Origin of the sequence: Streptomyces sp. NBC_01267 (assembly GCF_036241575.1) — a bacterium.
Lineage (GTDB): Bacteria > Actinomycetota > Actinomycetes > Streptomycetales > Streptomycetaceae > Streptomyces.
On sequence record NZ_CP108455.1, the window covers coordinates 3,047,323 to 3,066,433 of the forward strand.

General features: G+C 71.1%; 13 protein-coding genes. 7 read left to right on the top strand and 6 right to left on the bottom strand.

What is annotated here, in order from left to right:
* The first annotated feature begins 209 nt into the window (after nt 1–209).
* The 4 genes from OG709_RS13915 to OG709_RS13930 all read left to right on the top strand — a co-directional run bounded on the left by OG709_RS13915 (nt 210) and on the right by OG709_RS13930 (nt 3,760).
* Nucleotides 210–548 (top strand): MerR family transcriptional regulator, encoded by a 339-nt coding sequence (locus tag OG709_RS13915; RefSeq protein ID WP_250301954.1) that lies wholly within the window; start codon nt 210–212, stop codon nt 546–548.
* A 592-nt stretch (nt 549–1,140) separates the two neighbouring features.
* Nucleotides 1,141–1,344: a cold-shock protein gene (locus OG709_RS13920; protein WP_250301953.1), complete on the top strand. Its 204-nt coding sequence runs from the start codon at nt 1,141–1,143 to the stop codon at nt 1,342–1,344.
* Between the two features lie 320 nt (nt 1,345–1,664).
* Nucleotides 1,665–3,179: a DEAD/DEAH box helicase gene (locus OG709_RS13925; protein ID WP_250301952.1), complete on the top strand. Its 1,515-nt coding sequence runs from the start codon at nt 1,665–1,667 to the stop codon at nt 3,177–3,179.
* Nucleotides 3,180–3,448: 269 nt separating this feature from the next.
* On the top strand, nt 3,449–3,760 hold the full coding sequence (locus tag OG709_RS13930; protein WP_250301951.1) for an SCO5918 family protein: 312 nt from the start codon (nt 3,449–3,451) through the stop codon (nt 3,758–3,760).
* A 107-nt stretch (nt 3,761–3,867) separates the two neighbouring features.
* On the opposite strand, the gene OG709_RS13935 is transcribed toward OG709_RS13930, so the two are convergent.
* The 4 genes from OG709_RS13935 to OG709_RS13950 form a co-directional block, all read right to left on the bottom strand.
* Complete coding sequence (locus OG709_RS13935; RefSeq protein ID WP_266642714.1) at nt 3,868–4,158, bottom strand: hypothetical protein; 291 nt, start codon at nt 4,156–4,158, stop codon at nt 3,868–3,870.
* A 4-nt stretch (nt 4,159–4,162) separates the two neighbouring features.
* The gene (locus OG709_RS13940; protein WP_443068575.1) at nt 4,163–5,686 is read right to left on the bottom strand and encodes a protein kinase domain-containing protein; all 1,524 of its coding nucleotides are present in this window, start codon (nt 5,684–5,686) and stop codon (nt 4,163–4,165) included.
* Nucleotides 5,687–5,745: 59 nt separating this feature from the next.
* Nucleotides 5,746–6,447 carry a hypothetical protein gene (locus tag OG709_RS13945; protein WP_329166325.1) on the bottom strand — a complete coding sequence of 234 codons (702 nt, stop codon included), beginning with the start codon at nt 6,445–6,447 and terminating at the stop codon, nt 5,746–5,748.
* A 214-nt stretch (nt 6,448–6,661) separates the two neighbouring features.
* Entirely contained in the window at nt 6,662–8,728 is a 2,067-nt protein-coding gene (locus tag OG709_RS13950) for an N-6 DNA methylase (RefSeq protein WP_443068576.1), read from the bottom strand.
* A gap of 345 nt (nt 8,729–9,073) precedes the next feature.
* Here OG709_RS13950 and OG709_RS13955 point away from each other — a divergent pair, with 345 nt between their 5' ends.
* Together OG709_RS13955 and OG709_RS13960 are read left to right on the top strand one after the other, a co-directional pair.
* Nucleotides 9,074–9,772, top strand: coding sequence for a hypothetical protein (locus tag OG709_RS13955; RefSeq protein ID WP_250301934.1), 699 nt, complete (start codon nt 9,074–9,076; stop codon nt 9,770–9,772).
* Nucleotides 9,773–10,127: 355 nt separating this feature from the next.
* The gene (locus OG709_RS13960; protein ID WP_374211294.1) at nt 10,128–10,808 is read left to right on the top strand and encodes an HNH endonuclease family protein; all 681 of its coding nucleotides are present in this window, start codon (nt 10,128–10,130) and stop codon (nt 10,806–10,808) included.
* A 114-nt stretch (nt 10,809–10,922) separates the two neighbouring features.
* On the opposite strand, the gene OG709_RS13965 is transcribed toward OG709_RS13960, so the two are convergent.
* Nucleotides 10,923–12,956 carry an aconitate hydratase gene (locus OG709_RS13965; RefSeq protein WP_250301933.1) on the bottom strand — a complete coding sequence of 678 codons (2,034 nt, stop codon included), beginning with the start codon at nt 12,954–12,956 and terminating at the stop codon, nt 10,923–10,925.
* Nucleotides 12,957–13,250: 294 nt separating this feature from the next.
* Between OG709_RS13965 and OG709_RS13970 the strand changes: the two genes are divergently transcribed.
* Complete coding sequence (locus tag OG709_RS13970) at nt 13,251–15,515, top strand: SpoIIE family protein phosphatase (RefSeq protein WP_405685394.1); 2,265 nt, start codon at nt 13,251–13,253, stop codon at nt 15,513–15,515.
* A gap of 42 nt (nt 15,516–15,557) precedes the next feature.
* On the opposite strand, the gene mfd is transcribed toward OG709_RS13970, so the two are convergent.
* Nucleotides 15,558–19,088 carry a transcription-repair coupling factor gene (mfd, locus tag OG709_RS13975; protein WP_329166332.1) on the bottom strand — a complete coding sequence of 1,177 codons (3,531 nt, stop codon included), beginning with the start codon at nt 19,086–19,088 and terminating at the stop codon, nt 15,558–15,560.
* Nucleotides 19,089–19,111 lie beyond the last annotated feature (23 nt).

Sequence of the window (19,111 nt, forward strand, 5' to 3'; positions counted from 1 at the left end):
CTTGAGCCCGGGTACCGCAGGACATCGATAGTGAGGTGGTCTCCGGTCAAGCAACCGCGATCCCCGCAACCCCGACAACTTCCAGGTCGGGTCAGCGGAAACAGAAGGCCGGTGCAGCGTCAGGGCCGGCAGATGGTGTAGCAGTTCCTTCGGGGCCCGGGTGCCATATGGCACCCGGGCCCCTCCATGCGTTCCACAGAGAGGTGCAAATGACAGCAGACGACTCGTTCGGCCGTCTCGACGACGACGACTACCCCGCCTACACGATGGGCCGGGCCGCCGACATGCTCGGCACCACCCAGGGCTTCCTCCGCGCCATCGGCGAAGCCCGCCTCATCACCCCGCTGCGCTCCGAGGGCGGCCACCGCCGCTACTCCCGATACCAGCTGCGCATCGCCGCCCGCGCCCGGGAGCTCGTCGACCAGGGCACCCCCATCGAGGCCGCCTGCCGCATCGTCATCCTTGAGGACCAGCTCGAAGAAGCCCAGCGCATCAACGCCGAATACCGCCACGCCGCCGAGTCGGAGAACCCGACGACTGCGGACTGAGGCGGCGCGTCCCGGCACCCGCCCGACCTTCCCGCCCGCGCTCGTATACAGCCGCTTCCCGGATGGGCCCTGCCACCCGCCTGTTTCGCGCGATGGTGGTGGTATCTGAGGCACTCGTGTGAGCGCCGCGCAGCAGCACTGCTGCTGCGCGGCGCTGATCTGCGCCGGACCGGCCTACGGGCTCAGCGCCGGGACCGGCATACGGGCTGATGGGGGGCGGCGCCGCAGGGCGGTGTCACCCGCAAATAGTGGTGCGCGCCGAGCCGGAAAGAGCGACCGCTCTTCCTGAAACCCTGAATTTCAGGTGGCCCAATATCTATGACCGCGAGACGAGAGTTTAATGCGCCGCGCGGACAGTGTGTTTACCGCAACGAGCAGATTGAAGTTATTAGCCGTACACAGGCCGCTACCGCATGCTACTGTCGATCCCAGTTGCAGTAGTGGTTTCCCAAAACTTCAACACTTTCACCGGTATTTTCAGCCGCAGGAAGTGTTTTGTATTTCCGGTTATTCTTCGGGTGGGGCATCATCGCGGCGACCCGGTATCCGTGGATTGCGGGTCCCGGCGTACTGCCCCACAAGGAGATATGACATGGCGTCTGGCACAGTGAAGTGGTTCAACGCGGCCAAGGGTTTCGGCTTCATCGAGCAGGACGGCGGCGGCGCTGACGTGTTCGCCCACTTCTCGAACATCGCCGCCGATGGCTTCCGGGAGCTGCTCGAAGGCCAGAAGGTCACCTTCGACATCGCGGCGGGCCAGAAGGGCCCGACGGCCGAGAACATCGTTCCCGCCTGACGCCGACGAGCACTTCGTAGCTGGGGCCCGCATCCCTCGGGGTGCAGGCCCCAGCTACGGGCATTTCCCGCGTCTACCCCTGTGGGGCAACGACGCCGCGGATTCCTCTTCAGCAATGCGGGCCTCTTCAAAGGTGCGCCCGTAGACGTCCGGGATTTAACGTCCACATGACGCCACCCATTTCATAGCCTGCACTCACACCGGATTCGCCGCGGGCCAGATCTGCTTTCGCATTTCGTTCGGTCCGTTCTTGTGATTCCCCGCACTGTTCTTCCGCTGCGGGAATTCCTTGATACGTGCCGTATCAAGGAAGGTTCTGAATGAACCCCACACGTACGAACAACCGCTCCTCTCGCAGCCGTACCGGCGGTCCCGCTTTCGGCTCTGGCGCTGGTTCGCAACGCGGCAACCGCTTCGGCTCGCCCGCCCCGCGCCGTTCCGCAGGGCCGAGCCGCCCGGGCGGCCAGGGCCGGCGGCCCGCAGCGGTCTCGGGCGAGTTCGCCCTGCCGAAGACAGTCACTCCCGCGCTGCCCGCCGTCGAGGCGTTCGCTGATCTCGACATGCCCGAGCGGCTGCTGGCCTCACTGACCGTGCAAGGCTTGCGCATCCCGTTCCCGATCCAGGGCGCGACCCTGCCCAACACCCTCGCGGGCCGCGATGTCCTCGGTCGCGGGCGCACCGGCTCAGGTAAGACCCTCGCCTTCGGCCTGGCCCTGCTGGCCCGCACCGCCGGACAGCGCGCCGAACCCTGCCAGCCGCTGGCGCTGATCCTCGTGCCGACGCGTGAGCTGGCACAGCAGGTGACCGACGCTCTCACCCCCCACGCCCGCTCGGTGAGCCTGCGCCTGACCACCGTCGTCGGCGGAATGCCGATCGGCAGGCAGGTCAGCGCACTGCGGCGTGGTGCCGAAGTCATCGTCGCGACGCCGGGCCGCCTCAAGGACCTCATCGACCGAGGCGACTGCCGGCTGAACCAGGTCGCGATCACCGTCCTCGACGAGGCCGACCAGATGGCCGACATGGGCTTCATGCCCCAGGTCACCGCGCTCCTGGACCAGGTACGGCCCGAGGGCCAGCGGATGCTCTTCTCCGCCACCCTCGACCGCAACGTCGACCTCTTGGTACGCCGCTACCTCACCGACCCGGTCGTCCACTCCGTCGACCCGTCTGCAGGCGCGGTCACCACGATGGAGCACCACGTCCTGCACATCCACGGCGCCGACAAGCATCGGACGACCACGGCGATCGCGGCCCGCGAAGGCCGGGTGATCATGTTCCTGGACACCAAACACGCCGTTGACCGGCTGACGCAGGATCTGCTGAACAGCGGGGTGCGGGCCGCTGCCCTGCACGGCGGGAAGTCGCAGCCGCAGCGCACCCGGACGCTGGCCCAGTTCAAGACCGGGCACGTCACTGTGCTCGTCGCGACGAACGTCGCGGCACGCGGTATCCACGTCGACAACCTCGACCTCGTCGTCAACGTCGACCCGCCGACCGACCACAAGGACTACCTGCACCGTGGTGGCCGCACCGCGCGGGCCGGCGAGTCCGGCCGTGTCGTCACCCTGGTCACCCCCGGCCAGCGCCGCGACATGACCCGCCTCCTGGCGGCCGCAGGCATCGTCCCCCAGACCACCCCGGTCCGCTCAGGGGAAGAAGCACTCAGCCGGATCACCGGCGCCCGGACACCCTCCGGTATCCCCGTGACGATCACCGCGCCGGTGGCCGCACGGCGTGAGCGCACCCGCAGCACGGCCTCCCGCGGCCGACGCAGCCCCGCATCAGCTGCCCGGCGCACGACCGTGCGGCAGTCCTCCTTCGACGCGGCGGCCTGAACCCGTGATCAGGAAACTGGCCTGTCTCTGCAGGAGGCACGTTGCGGCACTGATTCACATGCACCCCCGCCCGTCGAGCGGCGCCCCTGCCCACAGGACGGTGGCCGACGCCATGGACACAGCCTGACCGCAGGTCTGCGACGACATGACCGTCGCAGTGGCCCTCTCGGTCATCGACGAGCAGTGCAGCGCTCCGGGCGTCCTCGCCCTTGCCCACTGACCGCCTCACCGCGGCACAACCATCCCCTTCTTCCCCTCTGTGAGGCTTCATGCGCTGTGTTATCGCCCGCTTCCCGTTCGACCTCACCAAGAGCGGCGTCCTGGAATCCATGAAGGGCGTCAAGCCCGAACAGGTCATCGGCGAGTCCGTGATCATCGGCCGCCGCACCTATCCGATCAAGCAGGTCGGGCAGGTCATCACGCGCCAGGACCGCCGCGATTTCAGCGCCGGTGAAATCCTCCGGGCCATGACCCAGCTCGGCTTCACCTGCCCCGGCCTTGCCCACACCGCCGCGCCCAAGCGGGCTCCCAGCCCGTTCCAACAGGCTTCCGCGATGCTCGGTGCCCCTGCCGCCGTCTGACCGGCGGGCAGGCACGAGCCGCCACCAGAACAACAGTGAGGGTCCGACCCGGCAGGCGCCGGTCGGACCCTCACCGCGTGCCGGGAGATTCCTCAGCGCGCAGTGATTCAGTGGTCGGAGTAGCTGAAGTAGCTGAAGTCGCCCATGGTCCAAGCGCTGACGTCATCGATCGCCACGCGGTACATCCCGACCGTCTCCGGGATCCCCACCGCACCCTGCAGAATCCGCGCCACATGGAAATGCAGATGCGTGGGCGGCTCCTCCTCACGCGTCGTAGCGCTGAAGGCGGCGGAGAAATCGCTCAGGCGGGCCGAGTCCGCCAGGACCTCCGACACCCGCTGCCGCCAGACCGCTTCGGGAGCCAGCGGCCCGGTGATGACAGCACCAGGGTTGTCCATTGCCCTATCCCCGCCGCATCTCCTGGTTGCGTTCCAGTGAGCGGCGCAGTTCCAGGGGCAGTGGGTGGTGCGGGCCGTACCGGCGTTCCGTGTCGTAGAGGAGTTCCTGGAGTTGGCGGTGGGCCGCTCCGTGGTCGCCGATCGCCAGGAGCAAGTGGGCGATGCGATGGCGGATTTCGAAGGAGCGGGCCGGGTCGGTGCCTGCCGCGTACTGGTTCTGGTACGGGGGCAGGATCGCGCGGTACTCGGCGAGTGCCGCCGCCGGCTCGCCCAGTTGTTCCAGGCACTGGGCGGCGTCGAAGCGGTACTGGAGGGCCTGTTCGTCGGCCGCGCCCGACTCCGTCGCGCGGGCGTCGGCCAGTCTGCGCAGTTCGGGCAGGGCCCGGCGGTACTGGCCGTCGTCCAGCAGCGTCGCCGCGTACTGCTTGCGCAGGATGCGGACGACCGTGGACTTCTCGCCGTGCTGTTCGGCCGCCGCCGGGAGGATGCCGCCGAGGATGTCGACGGCCTGGGTGATGCGGCCCTCCCCCAGCAGCTGCTTGACCTCGTCGACCGCCGCCGCCACGTCCGGTCGGGTCGGGGTCGGCGTGGGGGTGGGGCGGTCCGCGGGCGGGGTGGTGACGCGGTCGGGCCACGGGGCGTGCGGGCGCAGGAAGGGGCGGGTCGGGTCGAGGGGGCCCGTGGGGCGGGTCGGGTAGAGGGGGCTCATCGGGCCGTTCGCGCTGTTCGGGCCGTTCGGGCCGTTCGCGCCCGGGTGGGGAAGCAGCGGGGCGAGGTGTTCGTACACCTCCTGCGCGCTCGCCGGGCGGTGCTGCGGGTCCTTCGCGAGGAGGCGCAGCACCAGGCTCTCCAGCGCTGCCGGGATCTCGGGGCGCAGGCGGCGGACCGGGAGCGGTGGTTCGTAGAGGTGGCGGTGGAGCACGCCCAGCGCGGTGGAGCCGGCGAACGGCACGTCCCCGCTGAGGAGTTCGTGCAGGAGCACGCCCAGGGCGTAGAGATCGGTGTACGGGCCGACGGCGCCGCCCATCGCCTGCTCGGGCGCCATGTACGCGGGCGACCCGATGGGCGTACCGGTGTGGGTGAGGCGGGTGGTGTCGGTGTCGAGCACCGAGGCGACGCCCAGGTCCAGGACGGTGACCGTGCCGTCCGGTTTCACCATGACGTTGCGGGGCTTGAGGTCGCGGTGGACGATCGGCACCGCGTGTACGGCGGAGAGCACCGCGCACAGTTGGGCGGCGACGGTGATCGCCCACGGCCACGGGTACGGGTCGTGCTCGGCGAGATGGTCGGCGAGGTCGGCGCCTTCGACGTACTGCATGACGAGGTAGAGGTCGTCGTCGTCGCTGCCCGCGTCGTGGACGGTGACCAGGCCCGGGTGGTCGACCTGGGCGGTGACCCGGCATTCGCGCACGAAGCGGCGGCGCAGTTCCTCGGCGTCGTCGGAACCCGCGACGCGGTCCGGGCGCAGCAGTTTCACCGCGACGCGGCGGTCCAGGCGCTGGTCGTACGCCGTCCAGACCTGGCCCATGCCGCCCTGGCCGATGACCGAGGCCAGTTCGTACCGCCCGGCGACGACCCGTCCGCCGGTCAACGGCCCTCCTCCTTGCGGAGGTAGTCGCTCAGCTCGTCCAGTTCGGCCCTGACCTGGTCGATGCGGTGCGGGCTGCTCCGGTGAGGAGGCTGGGGGGGTTGGGGAGGCTGGTGCGGTGCTTGCTGGGCAGGGGGCGGGGTGTGCTGCGGCTGGGGTACCGGCATCGGCTGGGGCGCGGGGTGCGGCACCGGCTGGGACATGGGTTGCTGCATCGGCTGCATGGATTGCTGCACGGGCTGCTGCATCGGCTGGGGGCCCGGCATCGGGTGGCCCGAGGGCGGGAATCCGTAGCCGCTGACCGTCTGCGCGTGCGGCGGGTAACCCTGGGGTGTGGCGAAGTACCCGGGGGCCGCGCCCTGTTGCAGCCGGTCGTGGTGACGCAGGTCGACGACCAGGAAGTAGACGGCGCTCGCCACGGCGCAGAGCATCATGAACGCCATGGCCATATCGGTCCTGGGGTCCGCCTCGGGCAGCTCGCCGACGACGGCGAAGCAGGTGACCGCCACCGGCACGCTCACCACGGCCAGCGCCCAGTCGTAGCGGCGCCCGCGCAGCAACGCAATCCGGAACAGCGGCAGGCTCATCAGGAAGCCGCAGGTCAGCAGCGAGGAGGCGGCGAACAGTACGCGCAGGAAGATCCGGCTGTTCCCGCTCGGGGCCGGGGAGGGGGAGGACGGCTCGGGGCCTGGGCCGTACATGTCTGCTCCTGGAACCTGTGGGCGGGCTGCGGACACCGCCGGGACATCCAGGGGACGTCACGGTGAGGTGGCCACCGAACGGTGTGCCGATACGGGTTCGAGCGTATACACCGGTGCCCACAGCCCGGCCCTGATGTACCGAACCGTTGTCCGACCGATCACTACGGGCGGCGCCGACGGCTCACTCCGGGCTCACGCAGGACTCACTCCGGGCTCACTCCGGGCTCACCGTGCCGTCCGTCAGGCCGTCGAACAGCCCTTGCACCAGCTGTTCGCCCAGCTGTCCGGCCAGCCGCAGCGCGTCCTCGAAGGCGGCCAGCGTACGGAAGCGCTCGCCGTAACGGCGCTGGTCGGCCAGGGGCAGCCGGGGCAGTTGGAGGCGGCGGACGTCCAGCCGGGTCGCGGTGGAGGCATAGCTGCTGGCCTGGCGGTGGTTGGCCGTGCCGCGCAGGAATCCGGCGAGGAACCACGGGTCGAGCGCGGCCGGGTCGGGGCGCAGCAGCTGGAGGTTGCGGCCGAGTGCCGCTCCGGCCGTCGCCTCGTCGACGACCCGGGCGACGGAGCCGCCGCCCAGCACGGGCAGGACGACATCGCCCGCCTCGGTGCGTACGGGCTCCTCGTCGGGGCCGTCGGGCAGCGCCCCGGAGGGGGCCGTCCCGGCGACGACGTCGTGCTCGGTGAGGACGGGACCGGCCACGGTCCCGGCTCCGGGGCCGCCCACGCGGAGCAACAGGGCGCCCGCGCGCGCCAGTTCACCGACGGTGGTGAGCGGCAGCCGTACCGGCCCGGCGGGCGCGGCCGGGCGGGGGGTGAGCCGGGCGGTGCGCCGCAGGGTGCCGGTCAGCTGCTCCCGTACGGAGTCGAGCGCGGCGGCTCCGCGGTCGGCGGCCGGGGGCGGCAGATGGCGGGCGGGCGCCAGGTCGACATCGTCGTCGAGGAGTCCGATGACGGGCAGCGCGCGGCTCACGCCCGGCTGTTCCTCGGCGGTGCCGTGCCGGTCGAAGGCGCGCCAGGCGTCCAGGACGGTGGCCCGGACGGCGGGCCAGGGCTGCTTGTCGTGGCCGGTGCCCGCGTTGTCGTGGCCGGTGCCCGCCGCGTCCACGAGGAGGACTTCGGGGGCGTGGGGCTGTGCGGCGCCGGGGCGGCGCAGCACCCACAGGTGCAGGGGGATGCCGTACGGGGGCGCGGCGCCCGCGGGCAGTGCGACGACCGCCCGCAGCGCGCCCCGGCGCAGCAGGTCGGCGCGGATCCGGCGGCCGGAGCGGCGGGACGCGGCGGCGGGCGGCATCAGCAGGACGGCGGTGCCGCCTTCGCGCAGCCGGGCCAGGGCGTGCTGGACCCAGGCCAGTTCGGACTCCGTACGGGCCGGGAAGCCGTACTCCCAGCGGGGGTCGTACGCCAGCTCGTCGTGGCCCCAGTTGCGTTCGTTGAACGGCGGGTGGCAGAGCACCACATCCGCGCCGAGTTCCGGGAACGCGTCGGCGCGCAGGGTGTCACCGGCCCGCGCGCCGACGTCCGCGCCGGAGTGCAGGGCGAGCCGCAGGGCGGTGAGGGCGGCCAGGTCGGCGTCGGCCTCCTGTGCGTACAGCGCGGCGGGCCGGCGTACGGCGCAGAGCAGGGACCCGGTGCCGGACGCGGGGTCGAGGACGGTGACCGCGGGCTGTTCCGTGCCGGTGCGGCTGCCCGCGGTGGACTTCTCGGCCGAGACCCCGGCGAGCGCCGCCATCAGCTCGGCGGTGCCGGGCGGAGTGAGCGTGTACTGGCGGGGGTTGGCCTCGAAGTGACGGCCGAGCAGGAACTCGAAGGCTTCGTACGCGCCCAGCTCGGCGGCGAGTTCGGCGCTCGCGCGCAGCAACGGGACGGAGGGCTGCAGCGCGTGCGCGGTCGGTGTGCGGACCGCCGGGTGGCCGCCGAAACGGGCGCTGAGCACCGTTTCGAAGGCGGTAGGCAGCAGCCGGGCCAGCCGTGCGTCGGAGACGGCGCTGATCTCCAGCCAGGAGGGGTGCCTGTCCCGTACGAGCAGCAGCACGCAGCCCGCGTGGGCGAGGGCGGTGGCGGCGCCCGCGGGGTGTGCGGCCAGCTGCTGCCAGACGCGCTCGCGGAGCGGGACCTCGGCGAGCTTTCCCTGGTCGTGCAGCCACTGCTCGACCTCGGGGAGCGCGAACGACGGGCTGGTCTCGGTGCCGCCGACCGGTTTGGGGAAGTCGGCGTGCCTGCGCCGCCAGTTGCTGACGGCGGCTCTGCCGACCCCGGCGAGGCGGGCGATCCCGGCGGCGGTCACTTCTGCCGTGCTCTCGTCAGGCACCTGACTGCTCCCTCGTGTTCCCTCGTGTCCCTCGTGCGTGCCGGTCTCCGCCGTTGCCCGCCGCGTGGTCGTCGGCTGCGGGCGTTCACTGCGCGCTGTTCTCCTGCGGGCCGTACACGTGCGGGGCCGTACACGTGCGCGCCGAGCATACCGATGATTACCGGAGACATCGATTCACGCTGTTAACTCACTCTTCAACCAATGCCATGTTGATTCGGTTCACAGCTTCTGTTCTTATTGACCCACTGCTTCGCGGCTCGGCGCATCCCGCCGCTGCCCGCCCGATCGACGAACCACCGTTTCCCAGGGGGGAAATCCGCCATGCGCCGCACCGTCACTCTCACCGCGCTCTGCCTCACCGCCGCGCTGGGCCTCACGGCCTGCAACCCGACGTCCGAAGACGGCGGCGAGCTCGCCACCAAGGCCATGAAGGCCACCCGCGGCGCGTCCTCGCTCCACGTGAACGGTGACATCTCGGACAGCGAATCGGGCAAGGTCCGCCTGGACCTCAGCCTGGACAAGAAGGGCGAGTGCAAGGGCACGATGGGCCTGGGTGACGAGGGCACCATGGGCATCATCCGGACCGGCGGCGTCGTCTACATGCAGTACGACGAGAAGATGCTGCGCACCCAGAGCAAGGGCGAGTCCAAGGCGGACGTCGACGCGGCGGTGAAGATGCTCGCCGGCCACTGGGTCAAGATGTCCCCCACCGACCCGGACATCAAGGACCTCGCCGCACTCTGCGATCTCAAGGACCTGCTCAGCGACTTGAAGGGCACCGACACCGCCGCCAAGAAGGGCAAGGACCTCACGGTCGACGGGCAGAAGGCGACCACCCTCACCGAGAAGGACGGCAAGACGGACTACACGCTGTACGTCGCCGCCGAGGGCAAGCCGTACATCCTCAAGACCATCATGAAGGGCGGCGACCAGCCGGGCACGCTGGCCTTCTCCGAGTTCGAGAAGCCGGTCGACGCGAAGGCTCCCGCCAAGAAGGACATAGTCGACCTGGCCGGCTGACGCGGCCAGGCGCAGAGCCGGCATCCGCCGTCCACGGGGGAGACGGCGGATGCCGTTCGGGGAGAAGGCTGATGCCGACGGGGAGACGGCCGATGGCGCCTGTCGGGGACTGCTGCCACAGGGACCGGTGTCGGGGACCGGTGTCGGGGACTGCTGTCGGGGACTGCCGTAACCGGCATACAGTTGAGCCCATTTGCCGCTCACGTGTTCGGTGCGCGGCAGCTTCCCTGTCGACACCTCACTCTGGACCGCCGTGATATTCAGCCCCGCCGCCCGACGCCCGTCCGCCCCGCGTCCGTACACCCCGCGCACCGCCGCCCGGCGTACGACCGCCCTTCTCCCGTCCCTCACACTCCTGTTGACGGGTTCCCTCGCGCTGACGGGGTGCCACGGGGCAGGCAGCACGGACGACTCGTCCACCCGAACTTCTCCCGCGGCGACGGGAACCGCCCTCAAGGCCGCCGAGAGTCTTCCCGTGAAGGGGAGGGCGCCCAAGACCGGCTACGAGCGGAAGGACTTCGGCACCGCCTGGGCCGACACCGACCACAACGGCTGCGGGACCCGCGACGACATACTCGGCCGTCAGCTCCACTCGGTCTCCCGCGCCGCCGACGGCTGCAAGGTCATGCGCGGAACGCTCGACCCCGACCCGTACACCGGGACCCGCATCACCTACGTACGCGGACACAGCAAGGTCGACATAGACCATCTCGTCGCCCTGTCCGACGCCTGGCAGAAGGGCGCGGCGAAGTGGAACACCGACAAGCGGCGGGCCTTCGCGAACGACCCGCTGAACCTGGTCGCCGCCGACTCCTCCGCCAACCGGCAGAAGGGCGACGGCGACGCGGCGACCTGGCTGCCCGCCAATGCGTCGTACCGCTGCACCTACGTGGCGGGGCAGACCGCCGTGAAGAAGAAGTACGGGGTGTGGGTGACGCAGGCGGAGAAGGACGCCATGACGAAGGTGCTGCGGGGCTGCCCGGACCTGAAGCTGCCCTCGGGCGGCACCCCTACGGAGGCACCGGCCCGCAGGTAGCTCCGCGAGCCGATCGGAGCGCGGCGGCGGCCACGGGACAGCCCATAGGCCGTGTTTTGAAAGTCCCGCCTGCGCCCGCCCTTCGGGCGGACGACGCTACTTTCAAAACACGGCCTAGTCGCCCGCCAGTGCCGGGATCACCCCGCCCGCCAGCACGGCAGCCCGCTGGCGGGCCGACAGGCGGTGGGTGGCCGGGTAGTCCTCGTTCCGGGTGGTGTTGCGGACCCGCAGCGCCGGTTCACTGCCCGGCGCCAGGGCTTCGTGCAGCCCGGCCACTTCGAGCTCGTCGCCCTGCTCGATCCGCTCGTAGTCCGCCGGATCCGCGAACTCCAGGGCCAGCACACCGAAGTTGGCCAGGTTCTGCCAGTGGATGCGGGCGAAGCTCTTCGCGAGCACCACCCGCAGGCCGAGCAGCCGGGGAGTGATCGCGGCGTGCTCACGCGAGGAACCCTGCCCGTAGTTGTCGCCCGCCACGATCAGGTGAGTACCCGCCGCACGGGCCCGCCGCGGGTACTCGGAATCGATCCGGATCAGGGTGAACTCGGACAGCTCGGGCAGGTTCGAGCGGTACGGCAGTGCCTCCGTACCGGCCGGGGAGATCTCGTCCGTGGAGACGTTGTCGCCGACCTTGAGCAGGACCGGGCCCCGGATCACCTCGGGCAGGGCGTCCAGTTCGGGCAGCGCGGAGATGTTCGGCCCCCGTTCCAGTGCGACCCCGGCCGCCTGCTCGGGCGGCAGCGGCGCTTCCAGCATGGCCAGGTTGACCGAGGCCCGCGCCGGAAGGTCCAGGACCGGCGCCTCGACGCCCTCGCGCGCGGCCCACTCCCGCGGGTCGGTGATCACCCCGGTCAGCGCGGAGGCCGCAGCGGTCTCCGGGGAGCAGAGCCAGACGGCGTCCCCGGTGGTGCCCGACCGGCCGGGGAAGTTACGGGGGAAGGTCCGCAGCGAGTTGCGTCCGGGCGCCGGGGCCTGGCCCATGCCGATGCAGCCCATGCACCCGGCCTGGTGGATCCGGGCCCCCGCGGCGATGAGCTTGAAGGTCCCCCCGGTCAGGGTCAGGTCCTGGAGCACCTCGCGGCTGCTGGGGTTGACGTCGAAGCTGACCTCACTGCTCGTCTGGCGACCCGTGACCATCGCCGCGGCGATCGCGTAGTCGCGCAGCCCGGGGTTGGCGGACGAACCGATGACCACCTGCCCGACCGGCGTACCGACGACCTCCCGGACCGGGACCACGTTGCCGGGGGACGTCGGGCGGGCGATCAGCGGCTCCAGCGCGCCCAGATCGATCTCCTCGGTGAGGTCGTACCGGGCGCCGGGCTCGGCTTCGAGCGGTACGAAGTCCGACTCCCGGCCCTCTGCGCGCAGGAAGTCCCGTACGGCCGCGTCAGCGGGGAAGACGGTGGCCGTGGCCCCGAGTTCGGCTCCCATGTTCGCGATGACGTGGCGGTCCATCGCGGTCAGCTGTGCCAGCCCCGGGCCGTGGTACTCGATGATGCGGTCCACGCCGCCCTTGACTCCGTGCCGGCGCAGCAGTTCCAGGATCACGTCCTTGGCGCTGACCCAGTCCGGGAGGCTGCCGTGCAGCCGTACGCCCCAGATCTTCGGCATCCGCAGGTAGAGGGGGCGCCCGGCGATGGCCAGGGCCACGTCCAGGCCCCCGGTCCCGATCGCGAGCATGCCCAGCGCGCCGCCCGCGCAGGTGTGCGAGTCGGAGCCGATCAGTGTCTTACCGGGGATCCCGAACCGCTGCATGTGGGTGGGGTGCGAGACGCCGTTGCCCGGTTTCGAGTACCAGAGGCCGAAACGGTGCGCGGCGGAGCGCAGGAAGGCGTGGTCCTCGGCGTTGCGCTCGTCGGCCTGCAGGATGTTGTGGTCGACGTACTGGACGCTGACCTCGGTACGCGCCCGGTCCAGGCCCAGGGCCTCCAGTTCCTGCATGACCAGGGTCCCGGTGGCGTCCTGGGTGAGGGTCTGGTCGACCCGCAGCGCGATTTCCTCACCGGGCACCGCCCGCCCTTCGAGCAGATGGGCGGCGATCAGCTGGTACGCAGCGGTGCGCGGCTCCCGGCTCGGCTCCGGGTTCAGGTTCGGCTCCGGGTTCCCCTCCGGGTTCAGGTTCGGCTCCGACTGCGGCTGGATGTCCGTCATGGGGCACGCTCCGATACCAGGTGACAATGCCGGGTGCCCCCTCAGGACTACCGGGGCCGCCCGGCGCGCGCTGCGCGGGCCGCGGCCCGGCGCACACTGCCCCTGGCGGGCACCCCGGACCGTCGCTGCTCCCAGCCTGCCACCGGGCGTCCGGGTCCGCCTCCCGTGCCGGAATGTCCGCCGGACACCGCGTCCGATCCGTACCGGCGAACTATCCTGGTCGTGCGGATTCAGGACGGCCAGAGCCGGCTACCTCTCACCACCGGGTGACCGGGCGCGGAGGAAGGTGTTCCGATGGATGCGACCGGCACGTTCCCGGAGGATTCCGCCCCGGGGGATTCCGCCCCAGGGGATTCCACCTCGGAGGATTCCGCCACAGACGATTCCCCCGCAGGCGATCCCGGCGCCGCAGGCGATCCCGCGCCGGTGGAGGTGGGCCCGGTGGAGGCAGGCCCGTCCGAACCCGGCGGTCTGCTGGACGTACTCGGTGTGGCCGCGGTGATGCTGGACGCGGACGGCCGGATCACCCTGTGGAGCCCGCAGGCCGAGGCGCTGTTCGGCTGGAGCGCGCAGGAGGCCCTCGGCCGGTTCGCAGCCGAACTCCTGGTGGCCCCGGAGCACGTCGCTCTGGCGCTGAAGCTGTTCGCGCAGGTCATCGGCGGGGGCGAGACCTGGGCGGGGGTCTTCCCCATCCGCCACAAGGACGGCAGCACCCGCCCGGTCGAGTTCCGCAACATGCGGCTCCTCGACGAACAGGCGAACTCCTACGCCCTCGGTATCGCCACCGACCAGAACGTCCTGCGCCAGGTCGAGCAGGACCTCGCGCTGTCGGTGCGGCTGGTGGCCCAGTCCCCGATCGGCCTCGCCGTCCTGGACACCGACCTGCGGTACGTGATGGTCAACCCGGCGCTGGAGACCATGAACGCCCTGTCCGCCGAGCAGCACATCGGACGCGACGTCCGCGAAACCCTCCCGTTCCTGGACACCGGGGCCGCCGCGGCCACGATGCGCCAGGTACTGGACACCGGCACACCGGCACTGAACCTGTTCACGGTCGGCCGCCCTCCCGGCGCGCAGGACGACCGCGCCTGGTCGGTGTCCTACTACCGCCTGGAGGATCCCGCCGGGCGGGTCATCGGCGTGGCGACCTCCGTGGTGGACGTGACCGAACAGCACCGGGCCACCCTGGAAGCGGCCCAGGCCCGCAGGCGGCTCGCCGTCATCGCCGACGCGTCCGCCAGCATCGGAACCACCCTGGACGTCGAGCAGACCGCCCACGAACTGGCCGCCGTGGCCGTGGCCGAACTCGCCGACCTGGCCGCGGTGGACATCCTCGACAGCATCCTGGACGGCCGCCGCCACACCGCCCCGTCGCCCGGGGAGCCGACGCTCTTCCGCGCGATGGCCGTCACCTCCGCGTACCCCACGCCCGCCGTCGACGCCGCCGACCCGGTCGGCCACATCGCCACGTACGCCGCCAACCGTCTGATCACCCAGTGCGTCACCACCGGCCGTCCGGTACTCGTGGAGCACGTGAACGCACAGGACCTGCTGCGCATCGCCTCCGGCCCGGAGGCCGCCGAGCAGCTGGCGACGGAGGGCCTGCACTCCTACCTGGCGGTCCCGCTGATCGCCCGCGGTGAGGTCCTCGGCGCCCTGGACCTGGTACGGGCCCGCAACCCCGCGCCGTTCACCCGGGACGATGTCGTCCTGGCCCGCGAACTGGCCGCGCGCGCGGCGGTGTACATCGACAACGCCCGGCTGTACCAGAGCGAACGCCGCACCGCCCTCACCCTCCAGCGCCATCTGCTGCCGCCCCGGCCGCCGCAGCGGCACGGCCTCGAACTCGCCTACCGCTACCAGCCCGCCCAGGCGGCCGTCGAGGTCGGCGGCGACTGGTTCGACGCCATACCGGTCGCCGGCAACAAGACCGCCCTGGTGATCGGCGACGTGATGGGCAGCGGCGTCAACGCCGCCGCCACCATGGGACAGCTGCGCACCGTCACCCGGACCCTGGCCGGGCTCGACCTCTGCCCCACCGACGTCCTCCAGCACCTGGACCGCGTCGCCGCCGACCTCGATCCGGCGTTCGCCACCTGCGTCTACGCGCTGTACGACCCGGAGCGCACCCGGTGTTCCATCGCCATGGCGGGCCATCTGCCGCCGGTCCTGGTCCGCCGCGGCCGGGGACCCGAACTGCTCGACCTGCCCACCGGTGCCCCGCTCGGCGTCGGCGACGTCCCCTTCGAGCAGACCACCCTGCAACTCGGCCTCGACGACCGGCTGGTGCTGTACACCGACGGCCTGGTCGAGACCCGCGACCAGGCCATCGACGTACGGCTGAACGCGCTGCTGTCGCTGCTCACCCAGGAACAGAACACCCTGGAGGACACCTGCGACCACCTCCTCCGCGCGCTGCGGCACCCGGGCAACCACGACGACGTCGCACTGCTCATCGCCCGCACCCGCGACTACCGCGCGCCGGACACGGAGAGCACCCCCGGGATCCCGACCCGCACCCCTGGGACGGAGAGCACCCCAGGGTTCACGCCCCCGTGATCCCACCCCGGAGATCGCAACCCCGTCATCACGAGCCCGTGATCACGACCCCAGGATCGTCGTCAGGAACTCCCCGGTCCACGCCAGCAGTTCACGCCCCACCACCGGCTTCCCGCCGACCTTCCCCGTCGTCGGGCGCGGGACCAGGATCTGGCGGGCCGGCGCCTTGATGACCGTACGCGGGTAGAGCCGCTTCAGGCGCAGCTCCTGGGACTCCCTCAACTCCACCGGTGCGAAACGGATGTTGGGACCTTGGAGGACGATCTCGCCGACCCCGCAGGCCCGTGCCAGCATCCGCAGCCCCGCCACCAGCAGCAGATTCTCCACCTGTTCGGGCAGCTTGCCGTAGCGGTCGGTCAGCTCGTCGCGTACCGCCTTGATGTCCGCCTCCGTGGTGGCGGACGCGATCGACCGGTACGCCTGGAGGCGCAGCCGCTCCCCGGGGGCGTACTCGTGCGGGACGTGCGCGTCGACCGGCAGCTCGATCTTGACCTCCAGCGGCGGCTCCTCCTCCGTACCGCCGTCGACCAGCGTGCGGTAGTCGGCCACCGCCTCGCCGACCATCCGGATGTACAGGTCGAAGCCGACGCCCGCGATGTGGCCGGACTGTTCACCGCCGAGCATGTTGCCCGCGCCGCGGATCTCCAGGTCCTTCATCGCGACGTACATGCCCGCGCCCATCTCGGTGTGCTGGGCGATCGTCGCGAGCCGCTCGTGCGCGGTCTCCGTCAGCGGCTTCTCCGGCGGGTACAGGAAGTAGGCGTAACCGCGGTCCCGGCCACGGCCGACCCGGCCGCGCAGCTGGTGCAGTTGCGAGAGGCCGAAGTTGTCACCGCGCTCGACGATCAGCGTGTTCGCGTTGGAGATGTCGATGCCCGACTCCACGATCGTCGTGGAGACCAGCACGTCGAACTTCTTCTCCCAGAAGTCGACGACGACCTGCTCCAGCGCGCTCTCGCCCATCTGCCCGTGCGCGGTCTGGATCCGCGCCTCGGGGACGATCTCCCGCAGCCGGGCCGCGGCACGGTCGATCGAGTCGACCCGGTTGTGGATGTAGAAGACCTGGCCCTCACGCAGCAGTTCGCGCCGGACGGCCGCCCCGATCTGCTTCTCCTCGTACGGGCCGACGAAGGTCAGCACCGGGTGGCGCTCCTCCGGGGGTGTGGTGATCGTCGACATCTCGCGGATGCCGGTCACCGCCATTTCGAGCGTACGGGGAATGGGCGTCGCCGACATCGTCAGGACGTCGACGTTGGCGCGGAGCTTCTTCAGCTGCTCCTTGTGCTCGACGCCGAAGCGCTGCTCCTCGTCGACGATGACCAGGCCCAGGTCCTTGAACTTCGTCTCCGAGGAGAAGAGCCGGTGCGTGCCGATGACCATGTCGACCGAACCGTCCCGCAGGCCCTCCAGCGTCGCCTTCGCCTCGGTGTCGGACTGGAAGCGGCTGAGCGCCCTGACGGTGACCGGGAACTGCGCGTACCGCTCGGTGAACGTGCCGAAGTGCTGCTGGACGAGGAGCGTGGTCGGGACGAGGACCGCCACCTGCTTGCCGTCCTGGACGGCCTTGAACGCGGCGCGCACCGCGATCTCCGTCTTGCCGTAGCCGACGTCACCGCAGATCAGCCGGTCCATCGGGACCGTCTTCTCCATGTCCTCCTTGACCTCGGCGATCGTGGAGAGCTGGTCGGGCGTCTCCACGTACGGGAAGGCGTCCTCCAGTTCGCGCTGCCACGGGGTGTCCGGGGCGAAGGAGTGGCCGGGCGCCGCCATCCGCGCCGAGTACAGCTTGATCAGATCGGCGGCGATCTCCTTGACGGCCTTCTTGGCGCGCGCCTTGGTCTTCGTCCAGTCCGCGCCGCCGAGCCGGTGCAGCGTCGGGGCCTCGCCACCCACGTACTTGGTGACCTGCTCCAGCTGGTCGGTGGGGATGTACAGCCGGTCGCCGGGCTGGCCGCGCTTGGCCGGGGCGTACTCCACGAGCAGGTACTCACGGGTCGCGCCCTGCACGGTGCGCTGCACCATCTCGATGTAGCGGCCCACGCCGTGCTGTTCGTGGACGATGAAGTCGCCCGTCTCCAGCGTCAGCGGGTCGATCGACTTCCGGCGCCGGGCCGGCATCCGGCCCAGGTCCTTGGAGACGGTGCGCTGGCCGGTCAGGTCGGTCTCGGAGAGCACCGCGAGTTTGATCGCCGGGTCGATGAACCCGTGGTCGACGGAGCCGCAGGAGACATGGACGACCGACGGGGTCAGCTCGACGAGATCGGCGTCGAGACGGGCCGCGATGCCCTCGCCGCCGAGGACCTCGACCGTACGGCTGGCGGTGCCGTGGCCCTCCGTGAGGTACACGGTGCGCCAGCCGTCGGCGATCCAGCCCTTGGTGTCGGCCAGCGCACGGGCGGTGTCGCCGCGGTACGACTCCGGGGCGTGCATCCCCAGCTTGATCATGTCGTCCGCGATGTCCTCGTCCGCGGCGAAGGGGCTCACCGCCCACCACATCATGCCCAGTTCACGGGCCCGGTCGCGGACGTCGGCGATCCCCCACAGGGAGGCCGCACCCACATCGATCGGCGCCTCTCCGCCACCCGCCGTCGCCGCCCACGAGGCCTGCAGGAACTCCTGCGAGGTGGCCACCAGGTCCGCCGCCCTGGTCCGCACCCGCTCGGGGTCGCAGACCACGGCCATCGACCCCGCGGGCAGCACGTCGAGCAGCAGCTCCATGTCGTCGACGAGGACCGGGGCCAGCGACTCCATGCCCTCGACGGCGATCCCCTCGGCGATCTTGTTGAGCAGTTCGCCCAGCTCCGGGTGGGCCAGCGCCAGCGCCGCGGCCCGCTCCCGTACCTCGTCGGTCAGCAGCAGTTCACGGCAGGGCGGCGCCCAGAGCCCGTGCTCCGCGATCTCCAGGGAGCGCTGGTCGGCGACCTTGAAGTAGCGGATCTCCTCGACCTCGTCACCCCAGAACTCCACCCGGAGGGGGTGTTCCTCGGTCGGCGGGAACACATCGAGGATGCCGCCCCGGACCGCGAACTCGCCGCGCTTCTCGACCAGTTCGACCCGGGCGTAGGCGGCAGCAGCCAACGCCCCGGTGACCTCACCCAGATCGGCCGACTGCCCCGACCGCAGCGCCACCGGCTCCAGGTCGCCGAGCCCCTTGACCTGCGGCTGGAGTACGGACCTGATCGGCGCGACGACCACACTGACCGGCCCGGCGGCCGGGTCGTCGGCACGCGGGTGCGCGAGTCTGCGCAGCACCGCGATCCGCCGCCCCACGGTGTCCGACCTGGGCGACAGCCGTTCGTGCGGCAGCGTCTCCCACGACGGGTAGTCCACCACCCCGTCCTCCGGCAGCAGCGAGCGCAGCGCCGCCGCCAGGTCCTCCGCCTCCCGGCCGGTGGCGGTCACCGCCAGCACGGTCCGCCGGGTCTCGCGCGCCAGCGCGGCGACGGCGAAGGGCCGCGCGGCGGGCGGGCCGACCAGGTCGACATGCATGCGGTGCCCGTCGGTGGCGGCCTTCACCGCTTCGGCGAGCGCGGGGTCCGAGAGGGCGGCATCGAGCAGACCGTGCAGACTCATGAAGAACGCTTTCCGTCCGGGAG

What these genes read in the sequence shown, in the direction of transcription:
- OG709_RS13970 (WP_405685394.1), top strand. Translation starts at nt 13,251, where the DNA reads ATGGATGCGACCGGCACGTTCCCGGAGGATTCCGCCCCGGGGGATTCC.
- OG709_RS13965 (WP_250301933.1), bottom strand. Translation starts at nt 12,956, where the DNA reads ATGACGGACATCCAGCCGCAGTCGGAGCCGAACCTGAACCCGGAGGGG.
- OG709_RS13935 (WP_266642714.1), bottom strand. Translation starts at nt 4,158, where the DNA reads ATGGACAACCCTGGTGCTGTCATCACCGGGCCGCTGGCTCCCGAAGCG.
- OG709_RS13955 (WP_250301934.1), top strand. Translation starts at nt 9,074, where the DNA reads ATGCGCCGCACCGTCACTCTCACCGCGCTCTGCCTCACCGCCGCGCTG.
- mfd (WP_329166332.1), bottom strand. Translation starts at nt 19,088, where the DNA reads ATGAGTCTGCACGGTCTGCTCGATGCCGCCCTCTCGGACCCCGCGCTC.
- OG709_RS13925 (WP_250301952.1), top strand. Translation starts at nt 1,665, where the DNA reads ATGAACCCCACACGTACGAACAACCGCTCCTCTCGCAGCCGTACCGGC.
- OG709_RS13920 (WP_250301953.1), top strand. Translation starts at nt 1,141, where the DNA reads ATGGCGTCTGGCACAGTGAAGTGGTTCAACGCGGCCAAGGGTTTCGGC.
- OG709_RS13915 (WP_250301954.1), top strand. Translation starts at nt 210, where the DNA reads ATGACAGCAGACGACTCGTTCGGCCGTCTCGACGACGACGACTACCCC.
- OG709_RS13930 (WP_250301951.1), top strand. Translation starts at nt 3,449, where the DNA reads ATGCGCTGTGTTATCGCCCGCTTCCCGTTCGACCTCACCAAGAGCGGC.
- OG709_RS13945 (WP_329166325.1), bottom strand. Translation starts at nt 6,447, where the DNA reads ATGTACGGCCCAGGCCCCGAGCCGTCCTCCCCCTCCCCGGCCCCGAGC.
- OG709_RS13940 (WP_443068575.1), bottom strand. Translation starts at nt 5,686, where the DNA reads ATGGGCCAGGTCTGGACGGCGTACGACCAGCGCCTGGACCGCCGCGTC.